This is a genomic window from Xanthobacter versatilis (assembly GCF_043193975.1).
GTDB classification, from domain to species: Bacteria; Pseudomonadota; Alphaproteobacteria; order Rhizobiales; family Xanthobacteraceae; genus Xanthobacter; species Xanthobacter autotrophicus_E.
Window position 1 is genome coordinate 146,909 of sequence record NZ_JBAFVB010000001.1, and the last position, 24,923, is coordinate 171,831.

The following is a 24,923-nucleotide window of genomic DNA, read 5'->3' on the forward strand; positions in this document are numbered from 1 at the left end:
CATGGGCGATTATCTGGCGTGGGGAAATGGGCATTGTCTCCACCAACCCGCCGCCACACCGGCGGTCGGCACAGGAGCGAAGACCATGACCACTCACACCAGCAAGGTTGCGATCGTGACCGGAGCCGCGGGCGGCATCGGCGCGGCGGTGGCCGAGCGCCTCGCGCGCGACGGCTTCACCGTGGTGGTGAACTACGCGGGCAAGACCGCGCCGGCCGACGCTCTGGTGGCGAAAATCGTGGCGGCGGGCGGCCATGCCCTCACCGCCCAGGCCGATGTTTCCAATGCAGATTCCGTGCGTCGCATGTTCGACAGCGCGGAAACCGCCTTCGGCGGCGTCGACGTGCTGATCAACACGGCCGGCATCATGGCCCTCGCGTCCATCGCCGACAGCGACGACGCGCTGTTCGACCGCCACATTGCGGTCAACCTGAAGGGTACCTTCAACACCCTGCGCGAAGCGGCGCGGCGGCTGCGCAACGGTGGGCGGATCGTGAACTTCTCGTCCAGCGTGGTCGGCCTGCTGCAGCCCACGTATGGCGTCTATGCCGCCACCAAGGCCGCCGTCGAGGCCATGACCAGCATCCTCGCCAAGGAGCTGCGCGGCCGCAGCATCACGGTCAACGCCATCGCGCCGGGGCCCACGGCGACCAGGCTGTTTCTCGACGGCAAGCCGCAGGAGGTGGTGGATCGCCTCGCCAAGCTCGCACCGCTGGAGCGTCTCGGCCAGCCCGAGGACATCGCCGCCGCCGTCGCCTTTCTGGTGGGGCCGGACGGTGCCTGGATCAACGGCCAGACCCTGCGGGCCAACGGCGGTATCATCTGATCGCGGCGGTTGCCGCAGCTCAGAGGCCGCCTGTGCCCGCGTCCCGGCGCGGCCGATTCCCATGCGATTCGACGCCAATATATAAATCATGTGAAGTTATTAATTGACGCGGGAGGGGTCAGCCGCATAAATCTCGCCGAGCCTCCCCGGCTCGTGCCGCACCCAGGCGCCGGACCCGCAGTCCCGGCCTGGCGGGCCCCACTGCAAGGCGAATCTCCGATGTCGAGTCGCGTCATTCCGGTGCAACCCTTCGTCCTCACGGTGTTCGGCGCCACCGGGGACCTTGCCCGCCGCAAGCTGCTGCCTGCGCTGTACCAGCGCGACCGGGCCGGACAATTGCCGGAGCGCGCCGCCATCGTCGGCGCCTCGCGCCAGCAGATGACGCCGGAGGCTTTCGTCGCCTTCGCCCGCGCCGCCATCACCGAATATGTGCCGGCCGGCGACCTCGAGGATGCGGACGTGGCCCGCTTCCTCGCCCGCCTCACCTATGTGCCGGTGGAGGCGGAAGGCGAGGGCGGCTGGCCGCAGCTTGCGGCCCTCATCGCCACCCACACGGACATGATCCGGGTGTTCTATCTCGCCACCGGGCCGGCCCTGTTCGGCCCCATCTGCTCCCGGCTCGGCGCGCACGGCATCGCCGTGGATGGTGCGCGGGTGGTGGTGGAGAAGCCACTGGGCAAGAGCCTGGAGAGCGCTGTGGCGCTCAACAAGGCCATCGGCGAAGTCTTCGAGGAGCGCAACGTCTACCGTATCGACCATTATCTCGGTAAGGAGACGGTGCAGAACCTGATGGCGCTCAGGTTTGCCAATAACCTGTTCGAGCCGGTGTGGAACAACGCCCACATCGACCATGTGCAGATCACGGTCGCGGAAGACATCGGTACCGCCGGCCGTGCCGGTTACTATGACACCGCCGGCGCCCTGCGCGACATGGTGCAGAACCACATTCTCCAATTGCTCTGCCTGGTGGCCATGGAGCCCCCCGTGTCGCTGGATGCGGATGCGGTGCGCGACGAGAAGCTGAAGGTTCTCAAGGCGCTTTTGCCCATCACCGAGGCCAATGCCGGCCAGGTCACCGTGCGCGGCCAGTATCGCGCCGGCGCTTCGTCGGGCGGGGCGGTGCCGGGCTATCTGGAGGAGCTGGGCTCCTCCACCTCCGAGACCGAGACCTTCGTGGCCCTGAAGGCGGAAATCGGCAACTGGCGCTGGTCCGGCGTGCCTTTCTACCTGCGCACCGGCAAGAGGCTGGCATCGCGGGTGTCGGAGATCGTCATCACCTTCCGGCCGGTGCCCCATTCGGTGTTCGATGCCTCCGCCGGCACGCTGCGGGCCAACGTGCTGGTGCTGCGGCTCCAACCGGAGGAGGGCGTGAAGCTGTGGCTGATGATCAAGGATCCCGGCCCCGGCGGCATGCGGCTTGAGCATGTGCCCCTCGACATGAGCTTTGCCAGCGTCTTCGGCGTGCGCAATCCCGATGCCTATGAGCGCCTGCTCATGGACGTGGTGCGCGGCAACCAGACCCTGTTCATGCGCCGCGACGAGGTGGAGGCGGCGTGGCGCTGGGTGGACCCGATCCTCGAGGCGTGGCGCGCCTCCCGCGAGCCGCCCAAGCCCTATACCGCCGGCACCTGGGGCCCCGCTGCCGCCATCGCCCTCATCGAGCGCGACGGCCGGACCTGGTCCGGCGACGACTGAACGCCCGTTTTCGCTTGCACCCTGCCGGATTTGACCGGCAGGGTCGCGCCAAAAGCTGGCTCGTGCCAACAGATGGTCGCAAGATGCGCGTATAAGAGCTGACTACAAGAAACCGATTGCCGGGAGAGCCGCCACAGGATCGGCGGATGCCCTCCGGGAGGAGACCGCCAATGTCCGCCGAAACTCCGTCCGCTTCGCCCGCCCCCCTGAACGCCCGTATCGGGGAGGTGACGGAGCGGATCGCGCAGCGCAGCCGCGATCAGAGACAGCGCTATCTCGATCGCATCGCCGCCGCTGCCGCCCACAAGCCCCGCCGCCAGGCGCTGGGATGCGCCAACCAGGCCCATGGCTTCGCCGCCTGCGCCCCCGGCGACAAGGCGGTGCTGCGCGAGGGCCAGGGCGCGAGCCTCGGCATCGTCACCGCCTATAACGACATGCTCTCCGCCCACCAGCCCTATGAGCGCTATCCGGAATTGCTGCGGGAAGCCGCCCGTGGCGTGGGCGGCGTGGCCCTGGTGGCCGGCGGCGTGCCCGCCATGTGCGACGGCGTCACCCAGGGCGAGGCCGGCATGGAGCTGTCTTTGTTCTCCCGCGACGTGATCGCGCTTTCCACCGCCGTGGCCCTCTCCCACCAGACCTTCGATGCGGCGGTGTTCCTCGGCATCTGCGACAAGATCGTGCCGGGGCTGGTGATCGGGGCGCTGTCGTTCGGCCATCTGCCGGCGGTGTTCATCCCGTCCGGTCCCATGACCTCGGGCCTGTCCAACACCGAGAAGTCGAAGATCCGCCAGCTGTTCGCGGAAGGAAAGGTCGGCCGCGACGCGCTGCTGGAGGCGGAATCCAAGTCCTACCACGGCCCCGGCACCTGCACCTTCTACGGCACCGCCAACACCAACCAGATGCTCATGGAGATCATGGGCCTGCATCTGCCCGGCGCCTCCTTCGTGACCCCCGACACGCCGTTGCGCGATGCCCTCACCAGGGCGGCGGCGCAGCGGGCGCTGGCCATCACCGCGCTGGGCAACGATTACATCCCCGCGGGGCGGATGCTGGACGAAAAGGCGTTCGTGAACGGCATCGTCGGCCTGCACGCCACCGGCGGCTCCACCAACCACACCCTGCATCTGGTGGCCATGGCGGCGGCCGGCGGCATCGCCCTCACCTGGCAGGACTTTTCCGACCTCGCCGAGGTCACGCCCCTGCTCACCCGGGTCTATCCCAACGGCACGGCCGACGTGAACCACTTCCACGCCGCCGGCGGCATGGCCTTCGTCATCCGCGAGCTTCTGGGCGCAGGTCTCTTGCATGCCGATGCCGAGACCATCCTCGGGCGCGGGCTTGCGGCCTATACCAAGGAGCCGGTTCTGGCCGAAGACGGCAGCCTTGCCTGGCGCGACGGCCCCGCCGTCACCGGTGACGCCAAGGTGCTGCGCACGGCGGCCGATCCGTTCCAGGCCACCGGCGGGCTGAAGGTGCTCGACGGCAACATCGGCCGGGCGGTCATCAAGACCTCGGCGGTGGCCCCCGAGCGCCACGTCATCGAGGCGCCGGCGCGGGTGTTCCATGCCCAGGAGGAGCTTCAGGCCGCCTTCAAGGCCGGCGAGCTGACGGGCGACATGGTGGCGGTGCTGCGGTTCCAGGGCCCCAAGGCCAACGGCATGCCGGAGCTGCACAAATTGATGCCGCCCTTGGGCGTGCTGCAGGATCGCGGGCTGAAGGTGGCCCTCGTTACCGACGGGCGGCTGTCGGGGGCGTCGGGCAAGGTGCCCTCGGCCATCCATGTGACGCCGGAAGCGGTGGACGGCGGCGCCATCGCCAAGGTGCGCGACGGCGACCTCATCCGCGTGGACGCGGTGGCCGGCACCCTCGAGGTTCTGGTCCCGGCCGCCGAATGGGCCGCCCGCCCGGCGGTGACCGTGGACCTCAGCGCTTCCCACTCCGGCGTCGGCCGCGAGCTCTTCGCCCCCTTCCGAAACGCCGTCGGCCAGGCCGAAAAGGGCGCAAGCATTTTCCAGGAGGTTTTCGCGTGACCGATCAGATCCAGCCCGGGCTTCATTCCATTCTCTCCCGCGCCCCGGTGGTGCCCGTGGTGGTGGTGGAGCGCGCCGCCGATGCCGTTCCGCTGGCCCGCGCTTTGGTGGCGGGCGGCCTGCCAGCCATCGAGATCACCCTGCGTACGCCGGCTGCCCTCGACGCCATCCGCGCCGTGGCGCAGGAGGTGGAGGGCGCTATTCCCGGCGTCGGCACGGTGCTCGACGCCGCCCAGCTGGAGGCTGCCGAGAAGGCCGGCGCGCGTTTTGCCGTCTCGCCCGGCGCCACGCCGCGCCTGCTGGACGCCGCCGCCTCCTTCGCCATCCCGCTGTTGCCCGGCATCGCCACGGCCGGGGAGGCCATGGGCCTGATCGAGCGCGGCTACCGCTTCGCCAAGTTCTTCCCGGCGGAGCCGGCGGGCGGCAGCGCCTATCTCGCCTCCATCGCCTCGCCGTTGCCGCAGCTCACCTTCTGCCCCACCGGCGGCATCAGCCTCGCCTCCGCGCCGCGCTATCTGGCCCTGCCCAACGTGATCTGCGTCGGCGGCTCCTGGATGCTGCCGCGGGCGCAGGTGGACGCCGGCGACTGGGCGGCCATCGAAGCCGCGAGCCGGGCGGCGGCAGCGCTCAAGGCCTGAGGACGGACACCCGGGGGTGAGGGCGAGATCCCCTCGCTCCCGCGCCGCGCGGTCTCAAAGCGTCGAGAAGCGGTAGATGGAGATGTGCCGGTAGGTCGCGCCGGGGTCGAGCCGGGCGAAGGGAAAATCCGGCCGGTTCGGCGCGTCGGGCCAGGCCTGCGGCTCCAGGCAGAAGGCGTCGGACTGGCGGTGCAGGCGGCCAAATTTGCCCTGCGCCGCGCCGTCGATGACGTTGCCCGAATAGAATTGCACGCCCGGCTGGTCGGTCAGCAGCTCCATCACCCGGCCGGACCGGGCGGCCCGCACGCGGGCGGCAAGGCGAGGCGTGTCGGTCGCTTCAAGGCAGTAGTTATGGTCGTAGCCGCGCCCGAAGCGCAGCTGCTCGTCGTCGTCGCGGATGCGCGCACCGATGAGCGCGCCGGCGCGGAAATCGAACGGCGTGCCATCCACCGTGCGCGGCGGGCCGGGCAGGGGGATCGCTGCGGAATCGGTGGCGAGGAAGCGCTCGGCGACGAGCGTGAGGTGATGGCCCAGGATGTCGCCGCCCGTCTCTACCCCGTCCAGGTTGAAGAAGGCGTGGTTGGTGAGGTTCACCACGGTGGGCCGGTCGGTCACCGCCGAAAAGGCGATGGTGAGTTCGCCGAGGCCCGAGAGGCTGTAGGTGACGCGGGCATCCAGCGTGCCGGGAAAGCCGCCGGCCCCGTCCGGGCTGATGTGGCGCAGGGTGACGGCCGGGACCGGGTCCTCGTCCACCGCTTCGATGGTCCACAGCGCCCGGTCGAAGCCGTTGAAGCCCCCGTGCAGCATGTTGGCGCCGTCATTGGCCTCCACGGTGAAGCGGACGCCGTCGAGGTCGAAGGCCGCCCCGGCGATGCGGTTGGCGAAGCGGCCCACGGTGACGCCGTAGAAATCGCGTGTCCGCCCATAGCCGGCCGCGTCCTCATGGCCGAGCACCACGTCGGCGAGCACGCCATGGGCGTCGGGCACATGCAGCGCCTGAAGCGCCGCGCCATAGGTGATGACCGACGCCTCGAAGCCCCCGGCGCCCAGGAGGCGCACCCGCTCCACCACCGGGCCATGGGGCAGCAGGCCGAAATTCTCGCGCAGGATGGGGGTCGTCATCGCGTCTCGCCCTCGAACGGCAGCGGTCCGGCATGGATATGTCAATGGCCCATGAGCTTAGCTCGTGGGCCATCGGTCAAGCCCGCGCGGCGCCCGGTTCCGGCTATTGCCGAAACCGGTCCCAGAATCTTCAACTCGGGAGCCCCCGAGTTGAAACGCGGACACTTGGCCTCGGTCGAAGACCGAGGGCGACGGCAAATAAGATGACGCCCCGGATCAGCGGATGATCATTTCCCCCAGCGCAGCACCAGAGGGTCAAGCCGGCGGGCGATCTCGATCAGGCCGGCGCGGGTGGCGGGGTGCATGGCCGGCAGGGGCGCGCGCACGGTCTCGTGGGCGATAACGCCGCCTTCCTTCATCAGCGCCTTGCAGGCGGCGAGGCCGCACTGGCGGTTCTCGTAATTGATCAGCGGCAGCCAGCGCTGGTAGGCGTCCATGGCGGCTTCGCGGTCACCGGCGAAGTAGGGATCGGTCACCTGGCGGATGCCGTCCGCATAGGCGCCGCCCGTCATGGCGCCGGTGGCGCCGGCGTCGAGGTCGGCCATCAGGGTGATGGCCTCTTCGCCGTCCCACGGCCCTTCGATGGCATCGCCCCCGGCCTCGATCAGCGCGCGCAGCTTGGCTGCAGCCTGCGGCACCTCGATCTTGAAATAGGCGAGGTTGCCGATCTCCTTCGCCATGCGGGCGAGGAACGGTACCGACAAAGGCGTGCCCGCCACCGGCGCGTCCTGCACCATGATGGGGATGGAGATGGCGTCGGAGACGCCGCGATAGAAGTCGTAGATAGAGGCTTCCGGCACCCGGAAGGTGGCGCCGTGGTAGGGCGGCATGATCATCACCATGGCCGCGCCCAGCTCCTGCGCCCGGCGCGAGCGCTCGGCGCAGACGGCGGTGGAGAAATGGGTGGTGGTGACGATCACCGGCACCCGGCCCGCCACATGCTCCAGCACCGTGACCATGACGCGGTCGCGCTCGTCGTCGGTGAGCACGAACTGCTCGGAGAAATTGGCGAGGATGCAGATGCCGTGGGAGCCAGCATCGATCATGCAGTCGATGGCGCGTTTCTGGCCGTCCAGATCAAGCGCGCCGGCGGCGTCGAACACGGTGGGCGCCACCGGGAACACGCCCTTGAACGGGCGCGCGGCAGTAAACGTGGGCATGGGTCACCTTCAGTGATTGTCGCGCGGCACCGGCGATCCGGTGCGGCCGACGAGAAAATCGAAATCCGCTCCGCGATCCGCCTGCAGCACATGGTCGATGTAGAGGCGCTGATAGCCGCGCTCGGCGTGGGGAGCGGGCGGCACCCAGGCGGCGCGTCGCTGCGCCAGTTCCTCTTCGCTCACGTGGAGGTGCAGGGCACGGGCGGGCACGTCGAGGGTGATGAGGTCGCCGGTCTTCACCAGGGCCAGCGGGCCTCCGGCGGTGGCCTCGGGCGCCACGTGCAGCACCACCGTGCCATAGGCGGTGCCGGACATGCGGGCATCCGAGATGCGGATCATGTCGCGCACGCCCTGGCGCAGCAGCTTGGCGGGCAGGGGCATGTTGCCCACCTCCGCCATGCCGGGATAGCCCTTGGGGCCGCAATGCTTCAGCACCATGATCGAGGAGGCGTCGATGTCGAGGGCCTCGTCGTTCACGGCTTGGTGCATCTCCTCCACGCTCTCGAACACCACGGCGCGGCCGGTGTGCTGCATCAGCTCGGGAGAGGCCGCCGAGGGCTTGATCACGGCGCCGTCCGGGGCAAGGTTGCCCTTCAGGATGGCAATGCCGGCGTCGGCCTTGAACGGCGCCTCGAACGGGGTGATGACCTCCTTATTCCAGCACGGCGCCTGCGCCACATTCTCCCAGATGGAGCGGCCGTTGACGGTGAGCGCCTCACGGTTCAGCAGCCCGCGCTCGCCCAGCGTGCGCAGCACGGCGGGCAGGCCGCCGGCATAGTAGAAATCCTCCATCAGGAAGCGGCCGGAGGGCATGAGGTCCACCAGGCAGTGCACGTCGCGGCCGAGGCGGTCGAAATCCTCCAGGGTCAGCTCCACGCCCACCCGGCCGGCGATGGCGAGCAGGTGCACCACCGCATTGGTGGAACCGCCGATGGCCGCCAGCGCCCGGATGGCGTTCTCGAAGGCCGCGCGGGTGAGGATGTCGGAGGGCTTCAGGTCCGCCTTCGCCATCTCGACGATGCGCCGGCCGGCCATGCGGGCCAGCAGGTTGCGCCGGGCGTCGGCGGCGGGGATGGCGGCATTCTCCGGCAGGCCGAGGCCAAGGGCCTCGACCATCGAGGCCATCGTCGAAGCCGTGCCCATGGTCATGCAACTGCCGGCGGAGCGGTTCATGGCCGCCTCCGCCTCGTGGAAGTCGGCAAGGGTGATCTCCCCGGCGCGCAACTGCTCGCTCATGGAGATGATGTTGGTGCCCGAGCCGATGATTTCGCCGCGATAGACGCCGCGCAGCTGCGGCCCGCCGGACACGCCGATGGCCGGCAGGTCGGCGGAGGCCGCACCCATGAGCAGGGCGGGGGTGGTCTTGTCGCAGCCCATCAGCAGCACCACGCCGTCGAGGGGATGGGCGCGGATGGCCTCCTCCACGTCCATGGAGGCGAGGTTGCGGAACAGCATGGCGGTGGGCCGCATGGTCACCTCGCCGAGGGAGGAGACCGGGAATTCCAGCGGGAAGCCGCCGGCGTCCAGCACCCCGTAGCGCACATGCTCGGCGATGGTGCGGAAATGGGCGTTGCAGGGGGTCAGCTCCGACCAGGTGTTACAGATGCCGATGACCGGGCGGCCGTCGAACTGGTCCTGGGGGAAGCCGGAGTTCTTCAGGAAGGAGCGGTAATAGAAGCCCATCTTGTCCTGCCGGCCGAACCAGGCCTGGCTGCGCAGGGGCTTGGTGCCTTGCTTGGCGGCTTCCTTGGCGGCGGGCGTGTCTTGGACGGGCGTGTCTTGCACGGGCTTGCCCTTGGTCTTGTCGCTCATGCTGCGTGTCCCGTCATGCCGTTGCGGCGCGGCGTGGCAAGGCCGGGATCATCGGCGCGCGGCGGGTCTTTGCGTGACACTGCGGCTGTCCTCCCTGGCCTGAACGCGGCTTTGGCCGCATCTTCTTAAAACGATTTATGGCACGGCATCGGGCGGCTGAACAGCCGGTCCCCGCCCGGCTTTTCACACCTTTCGCGGGACAAAAAAAGCGGCCGGAGCGCTCGCCCCGGCCGCCATGCGGCTCCAGAATATTCAAGCTCCATGCGGGCTTGAAGCGAGGGCCGGTCAGCCTGGCCGACCGGCCCCCACCATCAGCCGTGCAGCTTGATGGCGGTCTCGGCGATCTTCCTGCCCTGGTAGCGGGCGCCGTCCAGCTCGATGGCGGAGGGCTGGCGGGAGCCGTCGCCGCCGGTGATGGTGGTGGCGCCATAGGGGCTGCCGCCGGTGATCTCGTCGAGGGTCATCTGGGCGCCGTAGCCGTAGTCGAGGCCCACGATCACCATGCCGAAATGCATCAGGTTGGTGATGATGGAGAACAGTGTCACTTCCTGTCCGCCATGCTGGGTGGCGGTGGAGGTGAAGGCGCCGCCCACCTTGCCGTTCAGCGCGCCGCGCGCCCACAGGCCGCCGGCCTGATCGAGGAAGTTGGCCATCTGCGAGGCCATGCGGCCGAAGCGGGTGCCCACGCCCACGATGATGGCGTCATACTCGGCCAGCTCCGCGACGGTGGCGATGGGGGCCTTCTGGTCCAGCTTGAAGTGGGCGGACTTGGCCACTTCTTCCGGCACGAGATCCGGCACGCGCTTGATGTCGACGGTGGCGCCGGCCTCGCGGGCACCGGCGGCAGCAGCTTCCGCCATCTGCTCGATGTGACCGTAGGCGGAATAATACAGGACGAGGACTTTGGCCATGGTGGGCTCCTTGAGAAAGGGGGAAACGGAAAGGGGGAAACGGAGAGGGAGGGGAGAGGGCGTCAGGCCGCTTCCACCAGCACCAGCTCGCTGTCTTCCAGAGCGGTGATGGTGAGGGTGGGCTCGTTCGAGATGGCGGCGCCGTCGCGGGTGTCGAGGCGCAGGCCGTTGACCTCCACCGCACCGGTGGCCGGCACCAGATAGGTGTTGAGGCCGCTCAAAGGGGCGTAGTCGATGGTCTCGCCCGCCTTCAGCGTGGCGCCGAGCACCCGGGCCCGGGCCCGGATGGGCAGGGCGTCCCCATCCCCCGCGATGCCGCTCGCCAGGGCCACGAAGCGGCCTGAGCGGTCGGTCTTGGGGAAGGGGCGGGTGCCCCAGGTGGGTGCGCCGCCGGCCTGATCCGGCTCGATCCAGATCTGGAAGATGCGCGTGGGTCCGCTTTCCAGATTGTATTCGGAGTGGCGGATGCCGCGCCCCGCGCTCATCACCTGGATGTCACCGGCCACGGTACGGCCGCGGTTGCCCAGGCTGTCCTCGTGGGTGATGGCGCCCTCACGGACATAGGTGATGATTTCCATGTTGGCGTGCGGGTGGGGCGGAAAGCCCGATCCCGGCGCGATCTCGTCGTCGTTCCACACCCGGAGCTTGCCGTGGCTCTGGCGGGCGGGATCGAAATAATTGGCGAAGGAGAAGTGGTGCCGGGCGTTGAGCCAGCCGTGGTTGGCCTTGCCGAGGCTGTCGAAGGGGCGATGCTCGATCATGTCGGTGTTCCGTGGCCGTTCAAGCGGCCGCAACAAAGCGTTTTCAAGCGAAGTGAATACCGGTTCGCGTGACGAAAACGCGTCAACTTCGGGGTCTGGAGCGATTGCCGTGGGCTTTGGCCAACGTCGACCGCTCCAGCTGTCGGGGTGGATATTAGGTTGGCGCTGGGCAAAGCAAAGAGGGGTAGAGCGACAGCGGTGTTTGCAGAAATGCAAACATAGGCCTGGGCGTTTCCCTGAAACGCGAACGGGCTCCGACGGGGCCATTTCGACCCGGCCGGAGCCCGCTCAGCGAAGCTCGGTGTCTGGAAGGCGGCTCGCTACTTCGACATCAGCCCCAGCGCATCGGTGAAAAAGTTCACGCCGCCGAAATTGCCGGACTTGAGCGCCATGAGAAGATCACCGTGGGCGCCGCCGATGGTGCGCAGCACCGGCACGCCGGCGGCGATCTCCGGTCCCAGCGCGAAGGCTGGGATGCCCAGGCGATCCACCACCGCGCCGGAGGTCTCGCCCCCCGCCACCACCAGCCGGCGGACGCCGCGCTTGACCAGCCCCTCGGCAATGGTCGCCAGCCCCTGCTCGATGGCATGGCCGGCGGCCTCACGGCCGTGGAGGGCCTGAAGCCGCGCCACCTCGGCCGGTGAGGCAGAGGAGGCGATGAGGACGGGGCCGTCGCCGATGCGGGCGGCTGCCCACTCCAGTGCCCCCTCGGCCTCGGCAGGGCCGGAGACCAGCGCCTCGGCGGACAGGCGCAGCACCGGCATGACATCCTCGGCCCGCGCGATCTGTTCCAGCGTGGCCTTGGAGCAGCTACCGGCAAGGCAGGCGGAAAGCCCGCCGACACCGGCCATGACCGATGCCGTCGCATCGACCCGCAGCACCCGGCCGGTGGCGACGAGGCCCCGGGCCAGGCCGAGGCCGAGGCCGGAGGCGCCCACGGAAACCTGGGAATCGAGTGCTGCGGCGCCGAGGGTGACCAGATCGCCCTCATTCACCGCGTCGGCGATCACGCCGCCGATGCCGTCGACCGCAAGCTCGGCCAGCCGGGCGCGGACGGCATCCGCGCCGCGCGCCACCAGCGCCTGTGGAACCAGCCCCACGCGGGAGACGCTCTGCCGCCCCAGCACGCGCACGAGGTTCGCGTCATGCATGGGGTTGAGCGGGTGGTCCTTGAGCGGGCTCTCGTTCAGCGGCACCGAGCCGACGAAGAGATGGCCCTGGTAGACGGTGCGCCCGGTCTCCGGAAACGCGGGGGTGACCAGCACCGCCGCCGCGCCGGCATCCGCCGAGAGGGCGTCGAGCACCGGGCCGATATTGCCCTCGTCGGTGGAATCGAAGGTGGAGCAGATCTTGTACATCACATGGCTGGCGCCGCGCGCCCTGAGCCAGCGGTCGGCGGCACGGGCCTTTTCCACCGCCTCGGCGGCGGGCACGGAGCGGATCTTCAGGGAGACCACCACCGCGTCCACCTCGCCCAGCGGCAGGTCGTCGGCCGGGATGCCCACGGTCTGCACGGTGCGCAGGCCGTTCTTGGCCAGAGTGTTGGCGAGGTCGGAGGCGCCGGTATAGTCGTCGGCGATGGTGCCGAGGGCGAGGGTCATCCGTTCGCTCCCGCCTTGAGGGCCGGGGCGGCGGCATAGGGCGCGAACCAGCTAAGGCCGTTCAGCGTGCCGGCGCGCGGGTTGTATTCGCAGCCCACGAAGCCGTCATAGCCCAGGCGATCCAGCTCCGCGAACAGGAACGGATAGTTCAGCTCCTCGCCGTCCGGCTCGTTGCGGGACGGCACGCTGGCGATCTGCACATGGCCGGTGATGGGCATGAGCTGGCGCAGCCGCATGGTCACGTCGCCATGGATGATCTGGCAGTGATAGATGTCGAACTGGAGCTTCAGGTTGGGCAGGCCCAGCTCGGCGATGAGCGCCTCGGTGAAGGCGAAATCGTTGAGGAAATAGCCCGGCATGTTGCGGCCGTTGATGGGCTCCAGCACCAGGTCGAGACCCTTCTCCGCCAGCGCGCCGGCGGCGTAGACCACCGCCTCGCGATAGGCGGCGCGGGCCTTGGGGTCGGCGCGGTCGGCAAGGCCGGACATGAGATGCAGGCGCTTCACGCCGGTGGCTGCGGCATAGGTGAGGCCGGTCGCAACGCCCGCCTTCAGCTCGTCGAAGCGCTCGGGGAAGGCAGCGATGCCGCGCTCGCCGGCCGCCCAATCGCCGGGGGGCAGGTTGAACAGGGCCTGGGTCAGGCCGTTGCGGGCGAGGCGTTCGCCCACGGCTTCCGGCGCATGCTCGTAGGGGAAGAGGAATTCCACCGCTGTGAAGCCGGCATCGGCGGCGGCGGCGAAGCGGTCGAGGAACGACCACTCGGTGAACATCATGGTGAGGTTGGCGGCGAAGCGCGGCATGGGAATTGTCCGAAAAGGTGGGATCTTCCGAAAGGTCGGGTCGCGGCGGTCGGTGCGGCGTGAAGGACGCACCAATCCGCGCAGGGACGCAAGCAGGGTTTAGGTCGGCACCGGCTCAGGCCGGATCGCCCGGCAGCTTCGTTCCGGTGATGCGGGCATAGAGGCGGGCGACGGAGGCGTCGTCGTCGCGCCCCATGCCGGCGGCGGAGGTGGCCAGGAACATCTGCAGCGCGGCGGCGGAGACCGGCACGGGGAATTTCGCGCTGCGCGCCATGTCCTGGATGATGCCGAGGTCCTTCACGAAAATGTCCACCGCGCTCCTCGGCGTATAGTCGCCGTCCACCACGTGGGGCATGCGGTTCTCGAACATCCAGCTGTTGCCGGCCGAGGCGGTGATGACCTCATAGACCTTGGCGATGTCGAGCCCCTGCCGCGCGGCAAAGGCAATGGCCTCGCTTGCCGCCGCGATGTGCACGCCGGCGAGCAGCTGGTTGATCATCTTGAAAGCCGCGCCCTGTCCGGGCGCATCGCCCAGCTCATAGAGCTTCGCCGCCATGGCATCGAGCGCCGGCCGCGCCTTGGCGAAGGCCGCCGGGCTGCCGGAGGCAAGGATGGTGAGCGCGCCTTCCGCCGCGCGCTGGGCACCGCCGGAGATGGGTGCATCGAGATAGAGCCGGCCGGTGGCCTCCAGCCGGGTGGCGAGGGTGCGGGCGACTTCCGGGTCCATGGTGGCGGAGGAGAGGAACACTGCGCCGTCTGCCAGCGTCTGCGCCACGCCGTCGGCGCCGAACAGGATGGTCTCGGTCTGGGCGGCGTTCACCACCACGCTCACCACCACGTCGGCGTCGCGGGCGGCTTCCGCCGGGCTCGATGCGCCGCGACCGCCTTCTGCGGCGAAGCGCTCAACGGCGGCGGCGTTCACGTCGAAGCCGGCCACGTCGAAGCCGGCGCGCTTCAGGGACTGGGCCATGCCATAGCCCATGGAGCCGAGCCCGATGACCGCGGCGCGCCCGGTCCCTGTGGCCCCCGAAATGGCGACCTCGGGCGAGAACTGTTCTGTCATGACCTGATCCTCGAAAAGGGAGCTGCGCTGCGACGGCATCGGCACGAGGGGCCTCCCGCGGATCGCGCCGCGGGAGGCTGTGGGTTCACTTGTTGACGAGCTTGGGCGAGGTGGTGAGCACCGCAGCGGCGCCGGCCACCAGGATCGCCGCGAGGGCATACATGCCCACCTGGGTGGAGCCGGTGAGGTCCTTCAGGAAGCCGATGAGGTAGGGGCTGACGAAGCCGGCGAGATTGCCCACCGAATTGATCAGCGCGATGCCCGCGGCGGCGCCCGTGCCGGCGAGGAAGGCGGTGGGCAGGGACCAGAACAGCGGCGCGCAGGAGATGGCGCCGGCGGCGGCGATGGACAGGAAGATGATGGCCACCGTGGTGCTGGTGGAGGTGGCGGCCACCGTGAAGCCCACCGCGCCCATCAGCGCCGGGACGACGAGATGCCAGCGCCGCTCGCGATGGCGGTCCGAGCTGCGGCCGATCAGGTTCATGGCGATGACGGCGCAGAGGAAGGGAATGGCGCTGACGAGGCCGATGTGGAAGTTGCCGACCACGCCGGTGGCCTTCACCAGGGTGGGCATCCAGAAGGTCAGGGCATACTGGCCCATGACGAAGCAGAAGTAGATGAAGCTCATGAGCCAGATCCGCTTGTCGGCGAACACGCCGGCAACCGAGTGGTGGCCTTCCTTGGTCTTTTCTTCCTGGGCGATTTCATATTCCAGCACGGCCTTGTGCTCGGCGCTCAGCCACTTGGCGTCGCGAATGCCATTGTCGAGATAGAAATAGATGGCGATGCCGATGGCGATGGCCGGAATGGCCTCGATGAGGAACATCCACTGCCAGCCGGCCAGCCCCGAGGTGCCGTGGAAGCTGTCCATGATCCAGCCCGACAGGGGATTGCCGAAGATGCCGGAAATCGGGATCGCCGACATGAAGATGGCGATGATCTTGGCGCGGCGGTGCGAGGGATACCAATAGGTCAGGTACAGGATGATGCCGGGATAGAAGCCGGCTTCGGCGACCCCGAGCAGGAAGCGCAGGGCATAGAACATGGGCGCGCTGGAGACGAACATGAAGGCGCCGGAGATGAGACCCCAGGTCACCATGATACGGGCGATCCAGATGCGCGCGCCGACCTTGTGGAGAATGACGTTGCTTGGCACCTCGAACAGGAAATAGCCGAGGAAGAAGATGCCGGCGCCGAGGCCGTAGACGGTCTCGCTGAAGTTCAGGTCCTGCGACATCTGGAGCTTGGCGAAGCCCACGTTCACCCGGTCGAGGTAGGCCACCACGTAGCACAGCATCAGGAACGGGACGATGCGCCAGAACACCTTGGCGTAGGCGGCCTTCTGCGTGTCGGGTTCCACGGCGACGTGCGCCGCGAGGGGCGCGGTTTGGGTGCTCATCGGGTCCTCCCTGGAGGTGGCGTTTGTGTTGGCTGTCGTGTCGGGCTGCGTGCTGGGCATGGCAGCGCTGCCATCAGCACATAGCAAACAGTGGCAGCGCTGCCAAACAGAAAATGGTAGCGCTGCCAAAATACCACCTTGATGGCTCCCCAGGAGCGTGACACAACGGCAACAAACACGAAAACCCGACGCGCATTTGCCGCGCATCCGGAGTGCGCCCAACCGGGCGGGGGAGGGCAGGCGTGGCCGACAAGGACGCCAGTTCGATGCGAGATGACGCGATCCGTGACGACGCGCTGGCGGGGCGCCGCGCAAGCGCAGGTCCGCACCTTGTCTCTCCCGCGGGCTCGGGTGCGGGCGTCACCCTCACGGATGTGGCGCGCGAGGCCGGTGTCGGCGAGAGCACGGCCTCGCGGGTGCTGCGCAGCCACGGTTCGTTTTCCTCCAAGACCCGCGCCAGCGTGCTGGAGGCGGCCGCCCGGCTTGGCTACGTGCCGAACCGCATCGCCGGCACCCTTGCCTCCACCGGATCGAAGCTGGTGGGCATCATCGTGCCCTCGCTCGCCAACATCGTGTTTCCGGACCTGCTGCGCGGCGCCAATTCGGTGCTCGGCAAGGCCGGCTTCCAGTCGGTCATCGGCGTCACCGACTATGATCTTGTGGGCGAGGAAGCCCTCATCGCCTCGCTGCTCAGCTGGCGCCCGGCCGGGCTGCTGGTCGCGGGGCTGGAACACACGCCGCGGGCCGAAGCCATGCTGCGCGGCGCCGGCATCCGCATCATCGAGATGCTCGACACCGACGGGGCCGGCATCGACATGGTGGTGGGCTTCTCCAACCGGGAGGCGGGCCGCGCTAGCGCGCGCCATCTCATCACCCGCGGCTATCGCCGGATCGGCTATGTGGGCCACGACCTGGCCCTCGACCTGCGCGCCGCCAAAAGGTTCGAGGGGTTCCGCTCCACGCTTGCCGAGGCCGGGCTCCAGGTGGCAGGGCAAGTGATCGCGTCGGCGCCCTCGTCCATCGAGGCGGGGCGCGACGGGCTGGCCCGGATCCTGAGTGAGACCCGCGATCTTGACGCCGTCTATTTCTCCAACGACGACATGGCCATCGGTGGCTATTTCCTCTGCCTGTCCAGGGGCATCGGTATTCCGGGCGAGCTGGCGCTGTTCGGCCACAACGGCCTTGAGGTCGCCCGCTGCGCGCCGCAGCCCCTGTCCACCATCCGCACCCCCCGCGTCGAGGTGGGTGAGGCCAGCGCACGGCTCATTTCATCGGACGGGCCGCCAGCCGTCGTCACCCTCGATTTCGAGCTGATCGAGGGGGCGACCACTTAAGTTCATCCGCTTTGGACCCGGTTTGCTGTCTCAACCGGGCCGAGATCTTCCGTTCCCGCTTTGGAGCCCGCGCCTCAGCCTTGGGGCCGGGCCGAGGACCTGCCATGTCGGAAACAAAACTGCGCGAAAGCATCTGCATGTTCGGCCGCTCGCTGTTCGAGCGCGGCCTCACCCCCGGTTCGTCGGGCAATATCAGCCTGCGCCTCGACGACGGCGGCTGGCTGGTGACGCCCACCAATGCCTCGCTGGGCTTCCTTGATCCGGCGCGCATCTCGCGCCTCGACGCCACGGGCCGCATCGTCTCCGGCGACGCGCCCACCAAGGAGATCCCGCTCCACCAGGCGCTCTACGACACGCGCTCCAGCGCGCGGGCCATCGTGCACCTGCATTCCACCCATTCGGTGGCGCTCACCATGCTGCCGGAGATCGATCCGAAGGCGGTGCTGCCGCCCATGACGCCCTATTATCTGATGCGCTGCGGCCAGACCGCGCTGGTGCCCTATTATCGGCCCGGCGACCCGGCGGTGTCCGATGCCATCCGGGGCCTCGCCGGGCGCTATTCCTCGGTGCTGCTGGCCAATCACGGCCCGGTGGTGGCCGGCGACACGCTGGAAGCCGCCGTCTTCGCCACCGAGGAGCTGGAGGAGACCGCGAGGCTCTATCTGCTGCTGCGCGGCCTGAACCCGCGCTACCTGTCGCCGGAGCAGGTGGCCGATCTGGTCAAGGTGTTCGGCGTCTCGCGGCCGGCGGACGATCACGCGGGGCACGACCACGAGGGGCATGGTCAATAGGGCCGGCCCAGCACGAACGAATGCTCGAACCCCAGCCCGACCGTGATCTGGTTCGGGCTGCCGGAGAGCGTGGTCACGGGGCTCGTGGCCGCCGCGCCGGTCAGGCGCTGGTAGCTGCCGTAGAGCGTGGTGGTCCAGTCCTGCGACATCTCATAAGACAGGGACGAGGTGAGGCCGAGGGACTTGATCCCGGCATCCGGCGCGTAGGGGGCGATGTGGCCGTTCAGCGCCGAGGCCAGCGGCGAGACGCCGAATTCCGTCTGCATCAGCGCGCTGTCGGCCAGCGACAGGCGCGGCCCGATGGACCAGGTGAACACGCCCTGCTTCTGCACGAAATCGGCCGAGAGATTGGCCGCAAGGCCGCCAGAGGCGCCGAAGCCCTGCAGCAGTTCCACGCGGGTGCGCAGCATGCCGTCCACCGGCCAGTATTCGGCGAACCCACCGCCCTCCAGCGCCCAGGCATAGCCCGGCAGTCCGGGCAGGGCGCCGCTCGCGCGTCCTTCACGGATGCCCGCCAGCGGGCCGAGCTTGAAGGCGCCGAGATCCAGCAGGCCGATGCCGAAATTGTCGTCCGGCGCGCCGAAGGTGGCCGGCTCGTCGGCGCGGCGGATGTCGAACGAGGGCGTGAAGAACGGCGCGATGGACCGCGCCCCCTCATAGGACGGCCCCAGCGTGAAGCTGCCACCGAGGGTGACGATCCAGGCGTCGGTCGCGGCATCGGTCGCGGAGGTGGCGGCGGAACCGGTGTCCTGCGCTCGCGCGTGCCACGGCAGCGCCGATACCGCCAGCATCAGGAGGAGGAAGAAGCGCCTAACCATCGCCGGCCCCCGCCACCTTGTCGATCTTGATGCCCAGCTTCTTGATGCGGTGCCACAGGCTGCGCTCGGTGATGCCGAGCTTCTCGGCGGCGCGGGCCTGCACACCGCCGTTGTCCTTGAGCGCTTTCAGCACAAACTCGCGCTCGATGCGGGCGAGCTCGCCGTCGAGGTCGCCGTCGAGCGTGTGCGGCATCGCGGCGGCATCGCCGGTCGCCTCGAACAGCAGCAGGTCGCCTTCACCCACGAGGTCGCCCCGCGCGACGATGGCGGCGCGCTCCATGCAGTTCTGCAGTTCGCGCACGTTTCCCGGCCAGCGGTAGCGCGTCAGCATGGCCTGCGCCTCGGGGGTGAGGCCCTTGATGCGCTTGCCCATGTCCCGCGCCGCGGCAGCGAGGAAATGGTTGGCGAGCAGCACGATATCGTCGGTGCGCTCGCGCAGCGGCGGCAGCGAGATGGGGAACACCGCGAGGCGATAGTAAAGGTCCATGCGGAAGGTGCCGGCAGCGATCTCCTTCTGCAGGTCCTTGTGGGTGGCGGCGATAATCCGCACGTCCACCGATACGCTCTTGCTGCTGCCCACCGGCTCGAAGCTTTGCTCCTGCAGGGCGCGCAGCACCTTGGCCTGCACCGGCAACGGCATGTCGGCGATCTCGTCGAGGAACAGCGTGCCATGGTCGGCAGCCGCGAAGCGGCCCTCGCGGGCGCCGGTGGCGCCGGTGAAGGCGCCCTTCACATGGCCGAACAGCTCGCTTTCGATCAGGGTCTCGGGAATGGCGGCGCAGTTGACGGCGACGAAGGGCAGGTCGCGGCGCGGGCTGTTGTAGTGGATGGCGCGGGCCACCAGTTCCTTGCCGGTGCCGCTCTCGCCAAGAAGCAGCACGCTGGCCCGGCTCGGCGCCACCTCGGTCACCTGGCGCAGCACGTCGCGGAAGGCCGGGCTGTCGCCCACCAGATTGTCGAAGCGGTAGCGCCCCTCCAGCTCGGAGCGCAGGCGCGCGTTTTCGCTTTCCACCGCCTTCAGTCGTAGCGCGCGGGCCATGGTGGCGACCACGTCGTCGAGGTCGAGGGGCTTGGCCACATAGTCGAAGGCGCCGTCCTTCACCAGGTCCACCGCACCGCGCACCGTGGCGTAGGCGGTCATGATGATCACCGGCAGCTCGGGCCGCTGCTCCTTAAGCGCCTTCAGCAGGTCGCTGCCGCCCTGGCCGGGCATGCGCAGGTCGCTCAGCACCAGGTCCACCGCGTGGCTGGCGCAATGGGCCAGCGCCTTGGCGACGGTGTTGGTCGAAGTCGCCTCGAAGCCGCGCTCGGCGAGGGCTGCCTCCAGCACCTCCCCATGGCGGACCTCGTCGTCGACGATGAGTATCTTCGCGGCCATGTGCGGCATCAGCCCTGTTTGCCGAGGGGGAGGCGGAGGGTGAAGATGGCGCCGCCGCCCGGTGCGTCGGCATGGCTCACCGCGCCGCCGTGCGCCTCTGCTGTCGAGCGCACGGTGGCAAGGCCGAGGCCGGTGCCGTTCACCTTGGTGGTGACGAAGGGATCGAACAGGGCGGCGCGCACGTCCTGCGGCACACCGGGGCCGTTGTCCTCCACATGGAGCACGGCCGCGTCCTCCTCCTGACCCACCCGCACGATCACATGGCCGCCGTCGCCGGCGGCGTCCATGGCGTTGATGAGCAGGTTCATGAGCGCCTGGTGGAGCAGGTCCTTGTCGCCCTGGATCGGCACCGGATGGTCCGGCAGGCGGGCGGCGAGGGTGATGTCGCGGCGGCGCAGCTCCGGCGCCATGAAGTCGAGGGCCGGCTGGACGATAGAGGTGACGAGATCGAGCGGAACGGCGGCGCATTGCGGTGGCCGGGCATAGTCCAGCAGCTCCTTCACCAGCCGGTCGATGCGCTGGACCTCGTCGAGGACGAACATCATCAGCCGGTCTTCGCTTGGCGCCATCGGGGTCTTGCGGCGCACCAGCTCCGCCGAGGTCTTGATGATGCCGAGCGGATTGCGGATCTCGTGGGCGATCACCGCCGCCGCCTGCCCCAGCGTCGCCAGCTGGGCGCGGTGGCGCAGCGCCGCCTCCCGGTCGCGCAGGGTCTGAAGCTGCTCGGTCATGGCATTGAAGCCACTGGCCAGCGCCTCGATCTCGCGGCCGCCGGTCTCGCGCACGCGGATGGCGTAATTGCCCTCGGCCACCGCCCGCACGCCGCGGGTGAGATCGTGCAGGGGACGGCTCATGCGCCGGGCGATGGAGAAGCCCACCAGCAGCGACAGCGCGCCCGCCACCGCCGCCAGGGCCACGAACAGCCACACGGTGCCCAGGCGCTCGAACGTCGCCGACGTGCCGTTGAGCCGGCAGGCGATGATGCCCACGAGGCGCCCGCCATCATCACGCAGGGCAGTGAAGGCTACCGCCGGTCCCAGCCCGTAGCTGCGCCGCTGGATGGCGATGGGTGCGCCGGCGGTGAGCGCCGCCAGCGCCTCCGGCGGCACCGGCAGCGGGGCGCGATGCAGGGCCTCGAGATCGCGCAATTCGCCGCTCTCGGTCACCTCGATCAGGTGCAGGTCGAGGGAGCGGATGGTCTGCGGCGCGGTGAAGAATTGTTCGTCCAAGAGATTGGCGACGAACAGGAAGCCAGCCTGCTCGCCGATATGCACCGCCTGGATCGCACCTACCATCATGGCGCGGCGGCCGTCCTGCCGGACGAAGAAGATGGATGAGACCGCCTTGAGCGGCAAAGGCTGCATCAGCTCCAGGTCGCCAGTGGAAAACAGCACCTTGCCGTCGGCGGTGTAGAGGCGCACGAAATCATAGCCCACGGAGGTGAGCAGATCGGCGAACGGCTCGATGGGCTCGACGCCGCCCGTGCCTGCCCGCGACAGGGCGGCGGCCACGATGGCGGTGGCGCGCTGGGCCTCCTCGCGTCCTTCCGCCGCCTCATTGGCCATGAAGCTTGCGATCTCGCCGATCCACTGCTCCACGTTGCGCTCGAACGTCGCCGAGATGACCTCGGCCGCGATGAAGCTCGCCACCAGCACCGGCGGCACGCTGACCATGACGAAATAAAGGGTCAGCCGCAGCCGCAGGGGCAGCAGCGACCACCAGTTCAGCCAACGCGAGCCGCGCCGTCGCGCCATGATGCCCTAGGACCTCTTGTTCCCGGCGCTGGCCTTCGCCGGGGCCGGCGGGGCGTCGCAGCGTTTCAGGCTGGCGGGCGCGCGATGCCATTGGAGCGTCCGCCCGAACGCCTTCATGCCGACGAAACCGGTCACCACGATGGCGTCTTCCTCCCCCGGGGCGATGGCCACGGAATAGCGCGCGCCGGCCTCCGGATCATAGATCCAGCCGCCTTCCCAGCCGTCCCGTCCCGGCGCGACGCCGGACAGCACCTCCATCCCGCACAGCGGCCGGTCACGCTGCGACAGGTCGGCATTGTTCTCGTCGCGCATGGGCTGCCCGTTCTCGTCCAGCGGGGTCTTCAGCCATACGATGCGTCCGCACAGCCTGTCGCCGCAAGGTGCGATCTGGACTGCACCCTCGCCGTCCTCGGTCATCCAGGTGCCGGTCACGTCAGGGGCGGCAAAGGCCGGGGTCGCCATCGCCGGGCCGATCAGGGCCAGCGCGCGGAGGCCGGCCATCAGGTTTCGCATGGGGTCAGCTCCTCTTCTGGAACGGCGTCCGCCTCGGCACCGTGGCCGATGAGCGCCACGCCCAGGAGGATCAGCCCGATGCCGGCGGCGGTGCGCGCGTCCACCGCCTCGCCGAAGGCCAGCCAGGCGAACAGCGGCACGCTCACATAGCTCAGCGCCGTCAGCGGGAAGGCCCGGCTGAGCGCGGTATCCTTCAGCACCAGCATCCACAGCACATAGGTCGCAAGGTAAAGCGCGACCGCGAGCCACGCGAAGGCGGTTCCCGCAGCGGAGGCGAGGAAATCGAGCCCCAGCGGCAGGTCGCCGATGGCCTCGGCGGCGGCCTTGAAGGCGAGCTGGGTCGCGGTGTCCACGGCGAGGAACACGCCCACGAGGATGAGGGTGGGGAAGGCTGAGGGACGCAGCGTCATCGCGCCCCGTCCTTGTCCCGCTGCCGCAGGTCCAGCCGCCGCAGGTCGGGGTCCCAGCGGGGAAAGGAGAGCAGCGGGGCGGCCAGGCGCACGGCGGCATGGAGCAGCTGGTTGCGATGCTTCACGAGATGGGTGCGCGGCTCCAGCGCGCTGCCGAACCGCAGCTTGGAGGCATAGGCGGTCTGCCCGGTCTGCAGGTAGCGCCGGCCGATGCGCTGGCAGAAGCGCACGTTCTCCAGCCAGCTCAGGGCATAAAGGTCGTGCGCGGGGCCGAGCGGGTAGGCCATGCCGAGGAACTTGTCGATCACCCGGTCGGGCTCGACGAACAGCAGGTTGAAGGCGGCAAGCTGCCCCTCCACCCGATAGCAGGCGAACACCGCATCGGTGCCCAGCGCCCGCGAGACCGCCTCGAAATAGCCGTCCGGCAATTCCTCGAAATCGCCATAGCGCACCTGGCTGCGGGTGCGGGTAGCCTCATAGAGCGCGCGCACCTCCCCTTCCAGGCCGGCGAGGGAGGTGCGCCATTCCACCTCCACCCGCCCGGCCTGTTTCAGCTTGCGCCGCAGGTCCTTGCGTGTGGCCGGCGAGAGGCGGGCGAGATAGGAGTCGAGATCGCCGGTGTCCGCGAGGTCCAGCACGGCCACGGGCAGGCTCTCCACCGCGAAGTATCGGGCGGCGGCGAGGTGCGGCCCCAGGAGATCCAGCTCGCGCGGGGCAAGGTCCTTGAAGACCACGAGGCCGGCGCCTCGCCGCGCCGCCTCCGCCTCCACGGCGGCGATGAGGCTTAAGAGGGCCTCCTGCCTGCCGGTCCCGCCGAGGCGCGGGTTGAGCGCCACCGGGCAGGCGTCGGTGAAGGCCGAGCCGACGCCGAGCATGCGCCATTCCAGCAGCCCCGGCGCGCGGCGGGCGAGGCGGTCGCAGAAGGCCGCGAGCGGACCACCCTGGAGCGGGGTGTCGAGCCGGTATTTGAGGGCGAACAGCGGGGCGCCGGCGGCGAGGCCGTCGCGATTGCCGACGCTGACCGCCGCCAGCTCCATGGCGGCGGGCGGCGCGGTCTCGCAGGCGGCAAGATAGGCCCATCCCTCGCTTTCGGGGGGGCGGGCGGCCTTCCAGCCGGTGGGGTCGATGCCGGCCATGCCGGACACCACGCGGGCGAGCGGAAGGCTCGGCCGGCGGGCCGTGCCCTCGGCCCAATCGCCCATCAGGGCCTCATGCGACATGGGCCACCTCCGCAGCGGCGATGGGCGCATTGCGTTCGGCGCGGGCGGCCGCCGCGCGGCGCGGCTCCAGCACGGGATGGCGGTTCGGCGCTGCCACCACGCCCCGGATGAAGGCCGCCACCCGGTCGGTGACCAGATGGCGCTGCCGGTCGAGGGTCACGAGGTGGTAGCTGTCGTCTAGCACCAGGCATTCCACCGTGCCGCCGAGACGGCGTTGCAGCAGCACGGCATTGTTGAAGCTCGCCACGTCGTCGTGGCGGGCATGGGCGATGAAGACCGGCTGGCGGATGGAGCCGAGCAGTGGCTTCAGCCGCGCCACCAGCCGCCACAGCTGCTTCAGCGCCGCGGAGGGGGTGCCGAGGCTGCCGGCATCGGTATCGCCCCTCCGCATGGCGCGCAAAATCATGGTCCGGATGCGCTCGTCCTTCAGGCCGTAGGGCTCTCGCTCCACGAAGCGATAGCGGCGGCCCAGCGGCGTATTGATGAGCAGGCGCAGCAGGAAGCCGTAGCGGGGGATGGACCAGCCGTCATAGCGCAGGGTCGGGGCCAGCATCACCACCCCGTCCACGCTGTCGGGGTTGCGGGCGGCGAGCAGGGCGGCCAGCAGTGCCCCCATGGAGAGGCCACCCACCACCACCTTGGTGCAGCGCGCCTCCAGCGCCGCGAGGGCGGCCTCGGCGCTGGCGTACCAGTCCTCGAACCGTGTGGCGGCCAGTTCCTCCTCGGTGCCGCAATGGCCGGCGAGCTGGCAGCACAGAACGGTGGCACCCGTGGCTGCGAGCCGGCGCGCCACCTCGCGAAGCTCCACCGGGGTGCCGCCGAGGCCGTGGATGAGCAGCACCCCGATGGGGCCGCCCTCGCTCATGATGCTGCGGTCCACAGGCATG

22 protein-coding genes are annotated in these 24,923 nt (G+C 69.3%); 6 read left to right on the plus strand and 16 right to left on the minus strand.

Annotated features, from left to right (window positions below; all coding sequences use genetic code 11):
- Positions 1-85: 85 nt before the first annotated feature.
- The 4 genes from V5F66_RS00545 to eda all read left to right on the plus strand — a co-directional run bounded on the left by V5F66_RS00545 (position 86) and on the right by eda (position 5,189).
- Complete coding sequence (locus tag V5F66_RS00545) at positions 86-826, plus strand: SDR family oxidoreductase (protein WP_394092972.1); 741 nt, start codon at positions 86-88, stop codon at positions 824-826.
- Between the two features lie 219 nt (positions 827-1,045).
- Positions 1,046-2,521 carry a glucose-6-phosphate dehydrogenase gene (zwf, locus tag V5F66_RS00550; RefSeq protein ID WP_394092973.1) on the plus strand — a complete coding sequence of 492 codons (1,476 nt, stop codon included), beginning with the start codon at positions 1,046-1,048 and terminating at the stop codon, positions 2,519-2,521.
- A 170-nt stretch (positions 2,522-2,691) separates the two neighbouring features.
- Positions 2,692-4,551, plus strand: a complete 1,860-nt coding sequence (edd, locus tag V5F66_RS00555) for a phosphogluconate dehydratase (RefSeq protein WP_012113038.1) — start codon at positions 2,692-2,694, stop codon at positions 4,549-4,551.
- Positions 4,548-5,189, plus strand: a complete 642-nt coding sequence (gene eda / locus V5F66_RS00560) for a bifunctional 4-hydroxy-2-oxoglutarate aldolase/2-dehydro-3-deoxy-phosphogluconate aldolase (protein WP_394092974.1) — start codon at positions 4,548-4,550, stop codon at positions 5,187-5,189. Before edd ends, eda begins: the two co-directional genes overlap by 4 nt.
- 54 nt (positions 5,190-5,243) lie before the next feature.
- On the opposite strand, the gene V5F66_RS00565 is transcribed toward eda, so the two are convergent.
- The 9 genes from V5F66_RS00565 to V5F66_RS00605 all read right to left on the minus strand — a co-directional run bounded on the left by V5F66_RS00565 (position 5,244) and on the right by V5F66_RS00605 (position 15,818).
- Positions 5,244-6,311 carry an aldose epimerase family protein gene (locus V5F66_RS00565; protein WP_394092975.1) on the minus strand — a complete coding sequence of 356 codons (1,068 nt, stop codon included), beginning with the start codon at positions 6,309-6,311 and terminating at the stop codon, positions 5,244-5,246.
- 227 nt (positions 6,312-6,538) lie between these two features.
- Positions 6,539-7,471, minus strand: coding sequence for a dihydrodipicolinate synthase family protein (locus V5F66_RS00570; RefSeq protein WP_394006284.1), 933 nt, complete (start codon positions 7,469-7,471; stop codon positions 6,539-6,541).
- A gap of 9 nt (positions 7,472-7,480) precedes the next feature.
- Positions 7,481-9,283, minus strand: coding sequence for an IlvD/Edd family dehydratase (locus V5F66_RS00575; RefSeq protein ID WP_394092976.1), 1,803 nt, complete (start codon positions 9,281-9,283; stop codon positions 7,481-7,483).
- 311 nt (positions 9,284-9,594) lie between these two features.
- Positions 9,595-10,194 (minus strand): NAD(P)H:quinone oxidoreductase, encoded by a 600-nt coding sequence (gene wrbA / locus V5F66_RS00580; RefSeq protein ID WP_394092977.1) that lies wholly within the window; start codon positions 10,192-10,194, stop codon positions 9,595-9,597.
- A 62-nt stretch (positions 10,195-10,256) separates the two neighbouring features.
- Positions 10,257-10,955: a pirin family protein gene (locus V5F66_RS00585; RefSeq protein WP_394003257.1), complete on the minus strand. Its 699-nt coding sequence runs from the start codon at positions 10,953-10,955 to the stop codon at positions 10,257-10,259.
- 320 nt (positions 10,956-11,275) lie between these two features.
- Entirely contained in the window at positions 11,276-12,556 is a 1,281-nt protein-coding gene (gene otnK / locus V5F66_RS00590; protein ID WP_394092978.1) for a 3-oxo-tetronate kinase, read from the minus strand.
- Positions 12,553-13,356 (minus strand): 2-oxo-tetronate isomerase, encoded by an 804-nt coding sequence (otnI, locus tag V5F66_RS00595; RefSeq protein WP_394050406.1) that lies wholly within the window; start codon positions 13,354-13,356, stop codon positions 12,553-12,555. The genes otnK and otnI overlap by 4 nt, the downstream gene beginning before the upstream one ends.
- Before the next feature lie 115 nt (positions 13,357-13,471).
- Positions 13,472-14,578 carry an L-threonate dehydrogenase gene (gene ltnD / locus V5F66_RS00600; RefSeq protein ID WP_394092979.1) on the minus strand — a complete coding sequence of 369 codons (1,107 nt, stop codon included), beginning with the start codon at positions 14,576-14,578 and terminating at the stop codon, positions 13,472-13,474.
- On the minus strand, positions 14,505-15,818 hold the full coding sequence (locus tag V5F66_RS00605; RefSeq protein WP_394050404.1) for an MFS transporter: 1,314 nt from the start codon (positions 15,816-15,818) through the stop codon (positions 14,505-14,507). Before V5F66_RS00605 ends, ltnD begins: the two co-directional genes overlap by 74 nt.
- Positions 15,819-16,084: 266 nt before the next feature.
- On the opposite strand from V5F66_RS00605, the gene V5F66_RS00610 reads away from it, so the two are divergent.
- Both V5F66_RS00610 and otnC read left to right on the plus strand, forming a co-directional pair.
- Positions 16,085-17,152 (plus strand): LacI family DNA-binding transcriptional regulator, encoded by a 1,068-nt coding sequence (locus V5F66_RS00610; RefSeq protein ID WP_394093283.1) that lies wholly within the window; start codon positions 16,085-16,087, stop codon positions 17,150-17,152.
- 104 nt (positions 17,153-17,256) lie between these two features.
- A complete protein-coding gene (otnC, locus tag V5F66_RS00615; protein ID WP_394092980.1) occupies positions 17,257-17,943 on the plus strand; it encodes a 3-oxo-tetronate 4-phosphate decarboxylase in 687 nt (228 codons plus the stop codon).
- Here otnC and V5F66_RS00620 read toward each other — a convergent pair.
- Genes V5F66_RS00620 through V5F66_RS00650 form a run of 7 tightly spaced genes read right to left on the minus strand, consistent with a single transcriptional unit; the run spans position 17,937 to position 24,922 of the window.
- The gene (locus tag V5F66_RS00620; RefSeq protein WP_394092981.1) at positions 17,937-18,761 is read right to left on the minus strand and encodes a MipA/OmpV family protein; all 825 of its coding nucleotides are present in this window, start codon (positions 18,759-18,761) and stop codon (positions 17,937-17,939) included. The two genes, otnC and V5F66_RS00620, sit on opposite strands and share 7 nt — an antisense overlap.
- A complete protein-coding gene (locus V5F66_RS00625) occupies positions 18,754-20,139 on the minus strand; it encodes a sigma-54-dependent transcriptional regulator (RefSeq protein WP_394092982.1) in 1,386 nt (461 codons plus the stop codon). The genes V5F66_RS00620 and V5F66_RS00625 overlap by 8 nt, the downstream gene beginning before the upstream one ends.
- An 8-nt stretch (positions 20,140-20,147) precedes the next feature.
- Positions 20,148-21,893: a sensor histidine kinase gene (locus V5F66_RS00630; protein WP_394006291.1), complete on the minus strand. Its 1,746-nt coding sequence runs from the start codon at positions 21,891-21,893 to the stop codon at positions 20,148-20,150.
- Positions 21,894-21,899: 6 nt separating this feature from the next.
- Positions 21,900-22,406: a DUF2147 domain-containing protein gene (locus V5F66_RS00635; protein ID WP_394092983.1), complete on the minus strand. Its 507-nt coding sequence runs from the start codon at positions 22,404-22,406 to the stop codon at positions 21,900-21,902.
- Positions 22,394-22,816, minus strand: coding sequence for an EamA family transporter (locus V5F66_RS00640; protein ID WP_394003274.1), 423 nt, complete (start codon positions 22,814-22,816; stop codon positions 22,394-22,396). The genes V5F66_RS00635 and V5F66_RS00640 overlap by 13 nt, the downstream gene beginning before the upstream one ends.
- Positions 22,813-24,036, minus strand: a complete 1,224-nt coding sequence (locus V5F66_RS00645; protein WP_394092984.1) for a GNAT family N-acetyltransferase — start codon at positions 24,034-24,036, stop codon at positions 22,813-22,815. The genes V5F66_RS00640 and V5F66_RS00645 overlap by 4 nt, the downstream gene beginning before the upstream one ends.
- Entirely contained in the window at positions 24,026-24,922 is an 897-nt protein-coding gene (locus V5F66_RS00650) for an alpha/beta hydrolase (protein WP_394092985.1), read from the minus strand. The genes V5F66_RS00645 and V5F66_RS00650 overlap by 11 nt, the downstream gene beginning before the upstream one ends.
- Position 24,923: the final 1 nt, after the last annotated feature.

Coding starts and splice junctions, on each gene's coding strand:
- V5F66_RS00545 (WP_394092972.1), top strand. CDS start 86: ATGACCACTCACACCAGCAAGGTTGCGATCGTGACCGGAGCCGCGGGC.
- zwf (WP_394092973.1), top strand. CDS start 1,046: ATGTCGAGTCGCGTCATTCCGGTGCAACCCTTCGTCCTCACGGTGTTC.
- edd (WP_012113038.1), top strand. CDS start 2,692: ATGTCCGCCGAAACTCCGTCCGCTTCGCCCGCCCCCCTGAACGCCCGT.
- V5F66_RS00565 (WP_394092975.1), bottom strand. CDS start 6,311: ATGACGACCCCCATCCTGCGCGAGAATTTCGGCCTGCTGCCCCATGGC.
- V5F66_RS00570 (WP_394006284.1), bottom strand. CDS start 7,471: ATGCCCACGTTTACTGCCGCGCGCCCGTTCAAGGGCGTGTTCCCGGTG.
- V5F66_RS00575 (WP_394092976.1), bottom strand. CDS start 9,283: ATGAGCGACAAGACCAAGGGCAAGCCCGTGCAAGACACGCCCGTCCAA.
- wrbA (WP_394092977.1), bottom strand. CDS start 10,194: ATGGCCAAAGTCCTCGTCCTGTATTATTCCGCCTACGGTCACATCGAG.
- V5F66_RS00585 (WP_394003257.1), bottom strand. CDS start 10,955: ATGATCGAGCATCGCCCCTTCGACAGCCTCGGCAAGGCCAACCACGGC.
- otnK (WP_394092978.1), bottom strand. CDS start 12,556: ATGACCCTCGCCCTCGGCACCATCGCCGACGACTATACCGGCGCCTCC.
- otnI (WP_394050406.1), bottom strand. CDS start 13,356: ATGCCGCGCTTCGCCGCCAACCTCACCATGATGTTCACCGAGTGGTCG.
- ltnD (WP_394092979.1), bottom strand. CDS start 14,578: ATGCCCTCGCGGCGATCCTGGTGGCCGGCGCCGCTGCGGTGCTCACCA.
- V5F66_RS00605 (WP_394050404.1), bottom strand. CDS start 15,818: ATGAGCACCCAAACCGCGCCCCTCGCGGCGCACGTCGCCGTGGAACCC.
- V5F66_RS00610 (WP_394093283.1), top strand. CDS start 16,085: ATGCGAGATGACGCGATCCGTGACGACGCGCTGGCGGGGCGCCGCGCA.
- otnC (WP_394092980.1), top strand. CDS start 17,257: ATGTCGGAAACAAAACTGCGCGAAAGCATCTGCATGTTCGGCCGCTCG.
- V5F66_RS00620 (WP_394092981.1), bottom strand. CDS start 18,761: ATGGTTAGGCGCTTCTTCCTCCTCCTGATGCTGGCGGTATCGGCGCTG.
- V5F66_RS00625 (WP_394092982.1), bottom strand. CDS start 20,139: ATGGCCGCGAAGATACTCATCGTCGACGACGAGGTCCGCCATGGGGAG.
- V5F66_RS00630 (WP_394006291.1), bottom strand. CDS start 21,893: ATGGCGCGACGGCGCGGCTCGCGTTGGCTGAACTGGTGGTCGCTGCTG.
- V5F66_RS00635 (WP_394092983.1), bottom strand. CDS start 22,406: ATGCGAAACCTGATGGCCGGCCTCCGCGCGCTGGCCCTGATCGGCCCG.
- V5F66_RS00640 (WP_394003274.1), bottom strand. CDS start 22,816: ATGACGCTGCGTCCCTCAGCCTTCCCCACCCTCATCCTCGTGGGCGTG.
- V5F66_RS00645 (WP_394092984.1), bottom strand. CDS start 24,036: ATGTCGCATGAGGCCCTGATGGGCGATTGGGCCGAGGGCACGGCCCGC.
- V5F66_RS00650 (WP_394092985.1), bottom strand. CDS start 24,922: ATGCCTGTGGACCGCAGCATCATGAGCGAGGGCGGCCCCATCGGGGTG.